The following is a 13,082-nucleotide window of genomic DNA, read 5'->3' as shown; positions in this document are numbered from 1 at the left end:
GGAAAGGCAGCCGCCGGGGTTCATCTCAGGCCGCCGCGGTACCGTCCACACCACAGAATCCGCCCGGCGGCACGCATGCATGTCTCGCCAGTCGCGTGCCTTCGGGCGGCACCAACGTCAATGTTCATCTGACGTCAGGCCAGAGTGCCGGTACGGACGGTCCCGTACCGGCACTCTTCTGCGTGCCGAGCGCACGGTGCGCGTTGTCCAGGAGTTCCTTGTAGGTCAGGACCTCGACGCGGTTCACATGCGTGTTGAACGTGCGCAGTGCCTCGCTGATCTCGGTCTCCGGCACGTCGGCCTGAAGGGCGGGATGCCCGATCAGGACGATGGCACTCGCACGGCGTGCCTCGATGCGAAATTCCTCGCGGATGCGATGACGGTTCTCGTCAAGGCCCACGAGGTAGTTGACGGCCTGTCCCACGGCGTCGTGCACCTGGGCCGTCGGCACCCATGCGTCGCGGTACCTCTTGACCAGCGCTCCCTTCAGGCTCATCGCACGCTTGAGTTCCACGACGTGCAAAGCGCCGTCACCACGGATCAAAGGGATGTCCACCTCGTCGCCCGGCACCAGCCTTCGCCGAACGGCCTCGCCCACGTAGCGACCGCCGAAAATCCAGGGCTGGCCCTGGAGAGCCCGTTGCAGATCGTGCTCGGACGCCTCAGGGTTCTCGACGACCTTGCGCAACGCCTCCAGGCCGGCGGCTCTGCGCTGCAGCTCCACGGCCTGGAGCAGCAATTGCCCCTCGCCATCCGCCGCGAGCAGCGCCAGCATCTCCGGCCGCTTCACGATCTTCCGGGACGCCTCGACGGGGTCCTCCATGTCGATGCGGCTCTCGCGCAGTACGCGCTCCACCCACACCGCGGTTTCGGCCTGGCCGCGAGGGATGACGTAACGTCCTGGGCGGCTGTCGGGAGCTTCAAGGAACCTGGCGTCCTCGCCCTGGGCCCGGAAGTACTCCACCAGTTCCCCCGCAGTGGCGTCAGGACGGTCCTTCATGAACTCCCGGGCGGCAGACACCATCCAGTGGTGCGTCGCCCACAGGGTGCGCGCGAGGAAGTCACGGTTGCCCTCGTTGCGCGCCCCATCCTGGAAGAGCCGATAGCGCTCCTCGAAGTCGTGCCGGAGGATGTTCCCCTCCGCGTAGGCGATGGAATCGTGGAGCTGCCGCACGGCCTCCCACTCCCCCACTTGAGCGGCTGTCCGGCGCGCCAGGACGAGCAGGCGCACGAGCTCCTTGCCGCCGCGGCGTTTGCGGCCGCTCCCGCTGTTCATGTGCGTCACCACGGCGGAAATCGCCGCGCGCACCCCTTCGCCGGCGATCTGCTCCCCGATTTTGCGGAGCTGCCGCTCCAGCGACATGTCAACCCGTATCGGCATGCGCCGCATTCTGTCGCGCGGCACCGACAACGGCCCCGAGCACGCCGAAGGGGCGGCCCACCCCCCAACGGGTGGACCGCCCCCGGTCGGACCGGCAGGCGCCCGATCAGGCCGTCAGCGGCCGGATCGCGGTCGGCGCGTGGCCGGGCTCGGTGGCGAGCTCCTCGAACTCCTTGACGGCGCTGATGTCGGCCGTCGGGCTCATCGAGATGTTCGTGATGCGCTCCAGGATCGCCTCGACGACGACCGGCACGCGGTACTGCGCGGCGAGCTTCTTGGCCTCCTCGAAGGCCGGCAGGAGCTGGTCGGGCTCGGTGACGCGGATCGCCTTGCAGCCGAGGCCCTCGGCGACCTTGACGTGGTCGACGCCGTAGACGCCGAGCTCGGGGCTGTTCTGGTTCTCGAACTCCAGGTTGACCTGGAAGTTGATGTCGAGACCGATCTGCGCCTGGCGGATCAGGCCCAGGTAGGCGTTGTTGACCAGGACGTGGACGTACGGGATGCGGTGCTGCGCACCGACCGCCAGCTCCTCGATCATGAACTGGAAGTCGTAGTCGCCGGAGAGCGCGACGACCTGGGTGTCCGGGTCGGCGGTGGCGACACCGAGCGCGGCCGGGATGGTCCAGCCGAGCGGGCCGGCCTGGCCGCAGTTGATCCAGTGGCGCGGCTTGTAGACGTGCAGCATCTGCGCGCCGGCGATCTGGGAGAGGCCGATGGTGGTGACGTAGCGGGTGTCGGGCCCGAACGCCTTGTTCATCTCCTCGTAGACGCGCTGGGGCTTCATCGGCACGTTGTCGAAGTGCGTGCGGCGGTGCAGCGTGCCCTTGCGCTCCAGGTGGGAGGCGACCCACGCGGAGCGGTCGGGGAGCTTGCCCGCGGCCTTGAGCTCGCGCGCGACCTCGACGAACAGTTCGAGCGCGGCCTTGGCGTCGGAGGCGATCCCGTAGTCCGGGGCGAAGATCTTGCCGATCTGGGTCGGCTCGATGTCGACGTGGACGAACTTGCGGCCCTCGCGGTACACGTCCAGCTTGTAGCCGGTGTGACGGTTGGCCCAGCGGTTGCCGATGCCGAGGACGAAGTCCGACTCCAGGAACGTGGCGTTGCCGTAGCGGTGGCCGGTCTGCTGGCCGACCATGCCCGCGTTCAGGTCGTGGTCGTCCGGGATGGTGCCCCAGCCCATGAGGGTCGGGACGACCGGCGTGTTGGTGATCTCGGCGAACTCGACCAGGAGGTCGGAGGCGTCCGCGTTGATGATGCCGCCGCCGGCGACGATCAGCGGGCGCTCGGACTCCAGGAGGAAGGAGATCGCCTTCTCGATCTGGGCGCGGGTCGCGGCCGGCTTGTAGACGGGCAGCGGCTCGTACGTCTCCGGGTCGAAGTCGATCTCGGTCTGCTGGACGTCGATCGGCAGGTCGATGAGGACCGGGCCGGGGCGGCCGGAGCGCATCAGGTGGAACGCCTGCTGGAAGACGCCGGGGACCTGGGCCGCTTCGAGGACCGTGACGGCCATCTTGGTGACGGGCTTGGCGATCGAGGCGATGTCGACGGCCTGGAAGTCCTCCTTGTGCAGGAGGTGGCTGGGCGCCTGGCCCGTGATGCACAGGATCGGGATGGAGTCACCGGTGGCCGAGTAGAGACCGGTGATCATGTCGGTGCCAGCCGGGCCGGACGTACCGACGCAGACCCCGATGTTGCCCGGGTTCGTACGGGTGTAGCCCTCGGCCATGTGCGAGGCGCCCTCGACGTGGCGGGCCAGCGTGTGGCTGATGCCGCCGACCTCCTTGAGGGACTTGTAGAAGGGGTTGATGGCGGCACCCGGCACGCCGAACGCGTTCGTGACGCCTTCGCGCTTGAGGATCTCAACTGCCGCGCTGGCAGCGGTCATACGAGCCATTGAGTTCTCCTGCTTCGGCTGTCGGATTCGCGCTCCCGTCGCGCCCCGCGGCGAGCTGTGAGTCCGTGTCGTCTTCGTATCTGTCTTCAGCTTCTAATTTCCACATTGCGGAAACTAGGTTCTGCTATATGGAAGCAATGTAGGCGGCGGCCCCCCGACCGTCAAGGGACGGCCTTTCGCCGACGGGATCCGGAGGGATCTCGCCCGACTGCCTGCCGCGGCCGGGGAGTTTGGAGGACTATGGGCGCCGAGGGCGGCAAGCCATCGCGTGAGCCCGGGTGCGGAGCCCCGGGCGGATGCCGGGAGTGGGTCATGGCTCAGAACGTGCCGGTGCGGTGCCCCGCCTGCTGGCGTGAACAGGTGTATGCGCCACCGGTCTATCCGTGCTCGTGCGGCGCGCCCGTCGTGGCGCCGCTGCGGCGCGGAGCGCCCGCGGAGCCGGTCACGCACCGCACCTGGCTCGACGACTGGGTGACCGTGCGGTGCTCTGCCTGCGGGCGCCGGGACAGGTGGCCACGCCCGGAGCTCGGCTGCGCGTGCGGCACGGTGCTGCGGATCCCGGTCGAGGGCGATCCGGCGCCGAGCCATGACGCGTCGCCGGACACCGACGCGGTGGGCGGCGCGACGTGGCCGGGGCCCGCGCATCCCCCCACGGCGGACGGTCCGCATCCGGCCGATGCGGCGCGGCCGGGGCCCGCCCACATTCCGCTGCCGCCCACGGCTCCCGTCCCGCGCCCCGCGTTCCAGCCGGTGGCGATCCGCACGGCGCGCGACGCCGTGACCGCTGTCGCCCTCTATCTGCGCTGGCTCGGCTACCGGGACGTCCGCCGCGCCGATCAGCGCCCCTCGTCCGGCATCGGCCTCGCGGCCCGCGGAGTCGTCGCCCAGGTCGAGCCGTCGGTACGCCCCGCCACCCTGCGGGACGTGGAATGCCTGTGGCTGACCGGCATGACGGAGTCGGCGGTCTGCGTCTACTTCTCACTCGCGGGCTACGACGAGGACGCCCGCACCCGCGCCGACGAACTCGACGTCCCGCTCTTCGTCCTCGACCTGGCGGGGGTGCCCCAGCCGGTCAACAATCCGGCGGACGAACTCATAGCTGCCGGGGCGTAGGCCCTGCCGGGTCCCGTCTCCGGGACGGACAAGGGGGGCCGGGTACGCGCACGGGGGCGGGGCCCCACCCGCGCTGAACGCGCCCGGGTGAGGCCCCGCAGACATCCGTACGCCTCAGCCGGCGTCGCCGCCGTACCCCTCCCGCAGTTCGATCTTGCGGACCTTGCCGCTCACCGTCATCGGGAACGCGTCCAGGACGCGCAGCCGGCTCGGGGTCTTGTAGTGGGCCAGCCGGTCGCGGCAGTACGCGCGCAGTTCCTCCAGCGTGAGCATGTCCCCGGGGTCGCGGAGGATGACGCAGGCCAGGACCTCCTCCCCGTACCGCTCGTCGGGCACGCCCACGACCTGGACGTCCGCGATCTTCGGGTGGGCGTAGAGGAACTCCTCGATCTCGCGCGGGTAGACGTTCTCGCCGCCCCTGATGATCATGTCCTTGATGCGGCCGACGATCTGGACGTAGCCGTCCTCGCGCAGAACCGCCAGGTCACCGGTGTGCATCCACCGACCCGGGTCGATGACCTCGGCCGTCTTCTCCGGCTCGTCCCAGTAGCCGAGCATCACGCTGTAACCGCGCGTGCACAGCTCCCCCGGCTCGCCGCGCGGCAGCGTCACGCCGCTGACCGGGTCGACGACCTTGACCTCGATGTGCGGCAGGACGCGGCCGACCGTGCCGGTGCGGCGCTCCAGGTCGTCGTCGCGGCGCGTCTGCGTGGAGACGGGCGAGGTCTCGGTCATGCCGTAGCAGATGGACACCTCCGCCATGTGCATCTCGGCGACGACCCGCTTCATGACCTCGACGGGGCACGGCGAGCCCGCCATGATGCCGGTCCGCAGCGTCGACAGGTCGTACGTCGCGAAGTCGGCGAGGTTCAGCTCGGCGATGAACATGGTCGGGACGCCGTACAGCGACGTGCACCGTTCGCGCTCGACCGCGTGGAGTGTGGCGACGGGGTCGAAGGACGGGGCGGGGATGACGATGCAGGCGCCGTGCGACGTGGCGCCGAGGTTTCCCATCACCATGCCGAAGCAGTGGTAGAAGGGCACGGGCAGACAGACCCGGTCCTGCTCGGTGTAGCCGACCGTCTCGCCCACCCAGAAGCCGTTGTTCAGGATGTTGTGGTGGGAGAGCGTGGCGCCCTTCGGGAAGCCGGTCGTGCCCGAGGTGTACTGGATGTTGATCGGGTCGTCACAGCTCAGCTCGGCCTGTCTGGCGTCGAGTTGCTCGACCGTGACCGCTGCCGCGCCCGCCGTCAGGGCGTCCCATCCGTGGTCGCCGATGAAGACCGTCTCGCGCAGCTCGGGGCACCGCTCCCGCACCAGCCGGACAAGGGCCCGGTAGTCGCTGCCCTTGTGTTCGGTCGAGGCGACGAGGATCGAGACGCCCGCCTGCTTGAGCACGAACTCCAGCTCGTGGGCGCGGTAGGCAGGGTTGATGTTCACCATGACCGCGCCGATGCGCGCGGTCGCGTACTGCACGAGGACCCACTCGGGGCAGTTGACCGCCCAGATCCCGATCCGGTCACCCTTGAGCACGCCTCTGGCGAGCAGCCCACGCGCCAACTCGTCCACGTCCGCGCCGAACTGGGCGTAGGTCCAGCGCCGTCCTGACGGCACGTCGACCAGTGCGTCACGATCGGGGTGGGCGGCCACGGCCCGGTCGAGGTTGCGGCCGATCGTGTCGCCGAGGAGCGGCGCCGGGTCCGTCCCGTGCGTGTACGAGAGGGGCGGGGGCTGGGGTGTCGTGAGAGGTTCGCTCGTCATCGGAAGTCCTCCTCGCGGTACTCGGCCGTGGAACCCTGCGCCGTGCGCTCGCGCAGCTCGATCCGCCGGATCTTGCCGGAGACCGTCTTGGGCAGCTCGGCGAACTCCAGGCGCCGGACGCGCTTGTACGGTGCGAGGACGTCCCGCGAGTGCTCGAACAGCAGCTTCGCCGTGTCGGGCCCGGGTTCGTACCCCTCGGCGAGGACGACGTACGCCTTGGGGACGGCGAGCCGCAGCTCGTCGGGGGCGGGCACGACCGCCGCCTCGGCGACCGCCTCGTGCTCCAGGAGCGCGCTCTCCAGCTCGAACGGGCTGATCTTGTAGTCGGAGGCCTTGAACACGTCGTCCGACCGGCCGACGTACGTGAGATAGCCGTCGGCGTCACGCGAGCCGATGTCGCCGGTGCGGTAGTAGCCGCCCGCCATCGCCTCGGCCGAGCGCTCGGGGTCTCCGTGATACCCGACCATGAGGCCGACGGGACGTTCGGACAGGTCGAGGCTGATCTCGCCCTCCTGCACGCCGGGTTCGCCGGTGACCGGGTCGAGCAGCTCCACCTTGTAGCCGGGGCTGGGGCGCCCCATCGAGCCGGTCTTCAGCTCCTGACCAGGGCTGTTGGAGACCTGCACGGCCGTCTCCGTCTGCCCGAACCCGTCCCGGATGGTGACGCCCCAGGTCCGCCGCACCTGCTCGATGACCTCGGGGTTCAGCGGCTCCCCCGCGGCGACGACCGCGCGCGGCGGCGTCGCGAGCTGCGTCAGGTCGGCCTGGATGAGCATGCGCCACACCGTGGGCGGGGCACAGAAGGACGTGACGCCCGCGCGCTCCATGACCTCCATGAGCCGGCCCGCGTCGAAGCGCGTGTAGTTGTAGAGGAAGACGGTCGCCTCCGCGTTCCACGGCGCGAAGAAGTTCGACCAGGCGTGCTTGGCCCAGCCGGGCGACGAGATGTTGAGATGGACGTCGCCGGGACGCAGACCGATCCAGAACATGGTCGCCAAGTGCCCCACGGGATACGACACATGGGTGTGCTCGACGAGCTTGGGCCGCGCGGTCGTACCCGAGGTGAAGTACAGGAGGAGCGGGTCCTCGGCGAAGGTGACGCCGTCGGGCTCGAACGTCTCGGAGGCGTCGTCGGCGTCCTCGTACGAAAGCCAGCCGTTCGTGGCGCCCGCGCCGCTCGCGCCGACCACGGTTCGGGTGAAGTCGCCGGGGACCTCGGTGAACTTCTCGACGTCCTCGGGTCGCACGATGACGTGCCGGGCCCGGCCGCGGTCGACGCGGTCGCGCAGGTCGGCGGGGCCGAGCAGCGGCGTCGCGGGGATGACGACGGCCCGCAGCTTCATCGCGGCGAGCATGATCTCCCACAGCTCCACCTGGTTGCCCAGCATCAGCAGGACCCGGTCGCCCGCGTGAACGCCCTGGCCGCGCAGCCAGTTCGCGACGCGGTTCGAGCGGCGGCGCAGCTCGTCGAAGGTGAAGCGGCCCTCACGGCCGTCCTCCTCGACGATGTGCAAGGCCGTGTTCCCGTTGCCGTCGGCGATGGCGTCGAACCAGTCGAGGGCCCAGTTGAACCGCTCGGGGCGCGGCCAGGCGAAGCCCGCGTACGCGGTGGTGTAGTCGTCCGCGTTCCGCAGCAGGAAGTCCCTCGCCGCGCGGAACTGCTCGGTCGGGCTCGGATCCGTACCGCTGGTCGCCGTCGTCATGTGTCCTCCTCATTGCGGACCGTGCATGCCATCGTGTAATCCGTGACGCAGATCTCACCACCCCCGGACGGGGGTGGTGTACGACCCGCTCTCTGGAGGGACACGGCGAGTGAGCGCAGACGGAGCCGACGCGGTGGAGATACGTGCCGCTCTGGTGCGGCTGCGGCGGGGCACGGGACTGCCCGTCGCGTTCGGCGGACTCATGACGGGCGGCCCCGTGACGGGCGGCACCGGCTCGGTGCGCATCGGCGAGCTGAGCGGCGCGGTGACGGGCGCCCTCCGCGGCCTCGCCATCGCGACCGGCAACGGCCTGGGCGGCAAGGCTCTCGCCCTGTCCCGGCCGTGCGCCGTCACGGACTACCCGGTGTCGCGGCACATCAGCCACGAGTACGACGCGGCGGTCGCGGCCGAGGGCCTGCTCTCGGTCCTCGCGGTCCCCGTCGTCGTACGCCGCCGGGTCCGGGGCGTCCTCTACGGTGCCCTGCGCACCGCCCAGCCACTGGGCGACCGCACGCTCGGCGAGGCGGTCGCGGCCGCGCGCGACGTGGAACAGGCGCTGGTCGTACGGGACCAGGCGCGGGCGCTGCTGGCGGCGGTGACGGGAGCGGGGGCCGCCGGCTCGGTGGCCGGTGAGGCGGCCGCTCGCGGAGTGGCTCGTGGGGTGGCCGGGTCGGTTGCCGGCGCGGGTGGGGCGGGGGCCGGATCGGGGGCCGGCGCCGAGGTCGGTTCGGCGGCGTGGGAGGAGGTGCGGGAGGCGCACGGCGCGCTGCGGGCGCTCGCGCCTCGCGTGGTGGATCCGGCGCTGCGCGAGGAACTGCTCGCGGTGTGCGGGCGGCTGGCCTCGGCGACGGCTCCGCCACGGGTACGCGACGTGGGCCTCACGCCACGCGAGGTGGACGTCCTCGCGTGCGTGGCCACGGGCGCGACCAACGCGGTCACGGCCGAGCGGCTCGGCCTCCGGCCCGAGACGGTCAAGGGCTATCTGCGCTCGGCGATGCGGAAACTGGGCGCGCGCACGCGCCTGGAGGCGGTGGTGGCGGCGCGGAGGGCGGGGCTGCTGCCTTAGCCGACGCCGCGGGGGCTGCCACCTTGGTCGATGTCCTTGGGCGACCCCGCCCTCTCGCGTCCTGGGTGCGCCTCACGAGCAACTTGCTTCAGGGCGATGGCCTCGGGAGAGCCGGGAACACTGCCCTCAAGTGTCCCGTGGACGGGCCCCGTGCACGGGGCCCGTGCACGGGCTCCATGGACCGGCTTCATGAACGGGCTCTCCGGACGGGCTCCATGGACGGGAAAGGGGGGTGCGGGACATGCTGGGAACCATGGTGTCCACCGACCGGTATCTCGCCTTCGCGGCGATGTCGCTCCTCGTGATCGTGATCCCTGGGCCGAGCGTGCTGTTCGTGATCGGGCGGGCGCTCGCGCACGGCCGGCGGACGGCGGTCGCGACGGCGTTCGGCAATGTCATCGGTTCGTACGTGCTCGTGGTGGCCGTGGCGCTCGGGATCGGTTCCCTCGTGGAGCGCTCGGCAGCGGTGTTCATGGCGGTGAAACTGGCGGGAGCCGCGTATCTGGTCTTCCTCGGCGTGCAGGCTTTCCGGCACCGCAAGACGATGCGGGCCGGGGACATCCGAGGGCCGCAGGGCCCGCCGCGCGGCGATCTGCGAACGGTGGCGGACGGCGCGCTCGTCGGGGTCACGAACCCCAAGGGCATCGTCTTCTTCGCGGCGGTCCTGCCGCAGTTCGTGGACCACTCTGCCGGTCAAGTGCCCGTGCAGATGCTCCTGTTGGGGCTGCTGCCGATCTCGATCGGCCTGGTCACGGACACACTGTGGGGCCTGACGGCGTCCGCCGCGCGTACGTGGTTCGCCCGCTCCGACCGGCGCCTGTCACTGATCGGCGGCACGGGAGGCTTCGCGATGATCGGCCTGGGCGTGACGGTCGCGGCGACGGGCCGCGCGGACTGATCCCCGACGGTCGGCCCAGCGCTTCGGGTGCCACTACTCGGGCCGTACGGTCCCGAATCGGATGTCGCACGCGCCCATGCCCCCCAGCGTGCGCGCGGTGGTCTCGGCCTCGTCCCCCCGACGGGGCCGCGCTCCGCTTCGTGGTCATGCTCAGCACGCTAGCGGGAATTGCGGACAACCTCTGGCCTCAAGCCACTGGCCCGCCGACAGGGGATGGGCCCGGGGATGGGCCCGTCTTCGTACCCGTCCTCCCCCGACGATCACCCCGCACCGGCCGTATTTGGGCCATATATCCTGCACAGTGGCCGAAGTGACAGCCGTTTCGACACGCAAGGCGGAGACATGGCAGAGCGGCGAGCCCGCCCCGGAGCGGAACCGAAGAAGTACATGTGGCGCCGCACCGCCGGACAGCCGCCGGTGAACCCTCCCGAGCCCCACACCACCCCGCCCCCACCCGCCACACCCACCAACCCGGCGTCGGAGACGGCCAGCGTGGTGCAGGCGGCGCTGTACCGGGACGGGGTGCGAGTGTCGTCGCCCACGACGCTCGCCGAGACGTTCCGCGAACTGCGCGAGCAGCCGGACGGCATGGCATGGATCGGCCTGGCCCGACCGACCGAGTCCGAACTCGTCTCCCTGGCAGCCGAGTTCGACCTGCACCCGCTCGCGGTCGAGGACGCGCTGGAGGCACATCAGCGGCCGAAGCTGGAGCGGTACGGGGACACGCTGTTCGTCGTCCTGCGCGCCGCCCGCTACCTGGACGCGCCGGAGGAGGTCGAGTTCGGGGAGCTGCACGTGTTCGTCGGAGCGGACTTCGTCATCACGGTCCGCCACGGCGCGGCGCCCGACCTGTCCGGCGTGCGCCGCCGCATGGAGGACTCCCCCGAGCTGCTGAAACTCGGCCCCGAGGCGGTGCTCTACGCGATCCTCGACGCGGTCGTGGACGGCTACGCCCCCGTCGTCGCCGGCGTCCAGACCGACATCGACGAGATCGAGACGGAGGTGTTCACCGGCGCGCCCGAGGTGTCCCGGCGCATCTACGAACTCTCGCGCGAGATGGTCGAGTTCCAGCGCGCGACCCGCCCCCTGGTCGGCATGCTGCACGGCCTGATGGCGGGCTTCGCCAAGTACGGCACGGACGAGGAACTCCAGCGCTACCTGCGGGACGTGGCCGACCACGTCACGCACACCAGCGAACGGGTCGACGGCTTCCGCCAGGCCCTCGCGGACATCCTGACGGTGAACGCGACGCAGGTGACCCAGCAGCAGAACGCGGAGATGCGGGCACTGGCTGAGGCCGGCTTCGAGCAGAACGAGGAGATCAAGAAGATCTCGTCCTGGGCGGCCATCCTCTTCGCCCCGACCCTGGTCGGCACGATCTACGGCATGAACTTCGAGAACATGCCCGAGCTGGGCTGGGGGTACGGCTACCCGTTCGCGATCCTGCTCATGGCGGTGGTGTGCGTGAGCCTGTACTTCATCTTCAAGCGGCGGGACTGGCTCTGAGGGGTGGTGGCCGCGCATCAGGTCACTCCCACTGTCGCTCTCACATATTCCGGGAACGGAGCGGTGCCGCGCCCTGGGGAGAATCTGGGGAGAGTCGAGTGGCAGCCCAGGCCGCGCAGCGAGCCCGACAGCGTCCTCGTAGAGCCGCGGCGCTGCCGATATGAACCTCACCGACCCCTCCAGACAGGGCTACGGATCAGATGCCCCCCGTGCCACAACCGTGCCAGAACGAGCGGGGACTCACGGACAACAGCAGGCGTCAGCGGGCCGCGTGCCCCACGTCCGCCCCGTGCTCCTTTCACAGGCCAGCCGCAGGGTCGCCCAACCTCGCCCCTGAAGCGGGTGTCACAGGTTCGAATCCTGCCGGGGGCACAACGAGGCGGCCCCGCTCAGGAGGGGTTTCTCCCGGGCCGGCCCTTCGGCGTGCGAGAAGGACCCTGCGGGTCGTCCGTGACCCGGCCTTCACCGCGACCGCGGGTCAGGTGGCCACCCCAGTGCGCCGCCGCCTCAGGCGGGGGCGCAGGCTCACCAGAACCGCGGCGATCAATGCCCACAGTGCGAGGGTGGCCAGTGGTTGCACCGCCTGCGCGCCGTGGAAGTAGCTCAGGTCGGTCACGGCGCGGACGGCCGCGCCCGGCGGCAGCAGGGCGGAGACGGCGCGAGCGGCGGAGGGCAGGAGGTCCGGGCCGATGGTGGCTCCGCTCGTGGAGTTGCCGACCGTGAGCAGCAAAAGGGTGGCGACCGGCACGCCGACCGGGCCGAGGTAGGTGCCCAGCAGCTTGGTGGTGAACGCGGCTGCCGCGGCAAGCAGGGTCAGGCCGAAGGCCAGCGGCATCACCGGCGCGGGAACCGCCCCGAGGATGGGTCCGGCTATGACGGTGGCGACGATGCCGATGGCCACAGAGGCGCCGGACAGCAGCCAGAACCGGTGGCGCAGGCGCAGATGGTTCGCGAGCCCGAGGGCGTTCTGGGCGAGGACGAAGCCGGCCAGCGTGACGCCGAACGCCATGTAGAACCCAGCCAGTCCACGGGAGTCGAAACGGGCGAACGGGACGACGTCCACCGTGGTCAGGCGCCGGCTCGACCCGTGGGCATAGGCGCCGATCAGGCTCTTGACGGCCGACGTCGTCGACTGTCCGTTGGCCCCGCCGACCTCCAGGCGCAACCGGTCGGAGTCCGCGCCGCCGCTGAGCGCGGCCACGACATCGCGGCGCTCCAGCTCAGCGCGCCCCGTGGCGGCGTCGGCGACAGGATGGACGTCGACGCTGTCACCAAGGCCCTGGCGTATCTCGCCCGAAAGCTCCTGCCCGGCGACAGCCACCGGCACTCGGTGCGGCTGGGGGTTGCGCTGCAGACCGACGTAGCAGCCGACGAAGGCCGCCACGACGACCAGCGCGATCACGGCCGGCTGGAGCCAGAGCCGGACCGGCGGCGCGGTCGAGGAGGGAGCGGTGGTCAGGTCGGCTTCGGTGGCCGGGCCGAGGCGAGTGGCCATGAAATGTCTCCCGTGAAGGGGCGCGCCCTTGGATGAGGGGACGGGGGCACCCGCAATAGATTATGCATGCAATCTAAACAACATCGTACGATAGATGTCGTCCGACATCCAAAAGGAGGTGTCCTATGGGTCGCGTCTCACACGCACAGGCACAGGCGAACCGCCGGCGGGTCGTGGAGCGGGCCTCGCAGCTGTTCCGCGAGCAGGGCACGGGCGCGAGCGTCGCGGACCTGATGAAGGCGGCCGGACTGCTCCTCATGTTCCT

Annotated in this window: 9 protein-coding genes and 1 pseudogene; 5 read left to right on the top strand and 5 right to left on the bottom strand. The window is 70.6% G+C overall.

Annotation, left to right across the window (positions count from 1 at the left end; genetic code table 11):
• Positions 1 to 124 precede the first annotated feature (124 nt).
• Both LGI35_RS33820 and gcl read right to left on the bottom strand, forming a co-directional pair.
• The gene (locus tag LGI35_RS33820) at positions 125 to 1,381 is read right to left on the bottom strand and encodes a Shedu anti-phage system protein SduA domain-containing protein (RefSeq protein ID WP_227298081.1); all 1,257 of its coding nucleotides are present in this window, start codon (positions 1,379 to 1,381) and stop codon (positions 125 to 127) included.
• 106 nt (positions 1,382 to 1,487) lie between these two features.
• The gene (gene gcl, locus LGI35_RS33815; protein WP_227298080.1) at positions 1,488 to 3,275 is read right to left on the bottom strand and encodes a glyoxylate carboligase; all 1,788 of its coding nucleotides are present in this window, start codon (positions 3,273 to 3,275) and stop codon (positions 1,488 to 1,490) included.
• 312 nt (positions 3,276 to 3,587) lie between these two features.
• Between gcl and LGI35_RS33810 the strand changes: the two genes are divergently transcribed.
• On the top strand, positions 3,588 to 4,388 hold the full coding sequence (locus LGI35_RS33810; RefSeq protein ID WP_227298079.1) for a hypothetical protein: 801 nt from the start codon (positions 3,588 to 3,590) through the stop codon (positions 4,386 to 4,388).
• A gap of 114 nt (positions 4,389 to 4,502) precedes the next feature.
• Here the strand turns inward: LGI35_RS33810 and LGI35_RS33805 are convergent, their stop codons facing one another.
• Together LGI35_RS33805 and LGI35_RS33800 are read right to left on the bottom strand one after the other, a co-directional pair.
• Positions 4,503 to 6,149: an AMP-binding protein gene (locus LGI35_RS33805; protein WP_227298078.1), complete on the bottom strand. Its 1,647-nt coding sequence runs from the start codon at positions 6,147 to 6,149 to the stop codon at positions 4,503 to 4,505.
• Positions 6,146 to 7,852 (bottom strand): AMP-binding protein, encoded by a 1,707-nt coding sequence (locus LGI35_RS33800; protein ID WP_227298077.1) that lies wholly within the window; start codon positions 7,850 to 7,852, stop codon positions 6,146 to 6,148. Before LGI35_RS33800 ends, LGI35_RS33805 begins: the two co-directional genes overlap by 4 nt.
• Positions 7,853 to 7,961: 109 nt before the next feature.
• Between LGI35_RS33800 and LGI35_RS33795 the strand changes: the two genes are divergently transcribed.
• The 3 genes from LGI35_RS33795 to LGI35_RS33785 all read left to right on the top strand — a co-directional run bounded on the left by LGI35_RS33795 (position 7,962) and on the right by LGI35_RS33785 (position 11,322).
• Complete coding sequence (locus LGI35_RS33795) at positions 7,962 to 8,918, top strand: helix-turn-helix transcriptional regulator (protein ID WP_227298076.1); 957 nt, start codon at positions 7,962 to 7,964, stop codon at positions 8,916 to 8,918.
• A gap of 253 nt (positions 8,919 to 9,171) precedes the next feature.
• On the top strand, positions 9,172 to 9,816 hold the full coding sequence (locus LGI35_RS33790; RefSeq protein ID WP_227298075.1) for a LysE family translocator: 645 nt from the start codon (positions 9,172 to 9,174) through the stop codon (positions 9,814 to 9,816).
• Between the two features lie 342 nt (positions 9,817 to 10,158).
• Entirely contained in the window at positions 10,159 to 11,322 is a 1,164-nt protein-coding gene (locus LGI35_RS33785) for a magnesium and cobalt transport protein CorA (RefSeq protein WP_227298074.1), read from the top strand.
• Between the two features lie 478 nt (positions 11,323 to 11,800).
• Here the strand turns inward: LGI35_RS33785 and LGI35_RS33780 are convergent, their stop codons facing one another.
• Positions 11,801 to 12,817: a hypothetical protein gene (locus LGI35_RS33780; RefSeq protein WP_227298073.1), complete on the bottom strand. Its 1,017-nt coding sequence runs from the start codon at positions 12,815 to 12,817 to the stop codon at positions 11,801 to 11,803.
• Positions 12,818 to 12,942: 125 nt separating this feature from the next.
• On the opposite strand from LGI35_RS33780, the pseudogene LGI35_RS33775 reads away from it, so the two are divergent.
• A pseudogene (locus LGI35_RS33775) lies at positions 12,943 to 13,068 on the top strand (TetR/AcrR family transcriptional regulator); the annotation flags it as partial.
• Between the last annotated feature and the right edge of the window lie 14 nt (positions 13,069 to 13,082).

Source organism: Streptomyces longhuiensis, from assembly GCF_020616555.1.
Taxonomy (GTDB): Bacteria; Actinomycetota; Actinomycetes; order Streptomycetales; family Streptomycetaceae; genus Streptomyces; species Streptomyces longhuiensis.
Note: the sequence above shows the minus strand (reverse complement) of the source record. Positions and strands in the feature narration are given on the sequence as shown.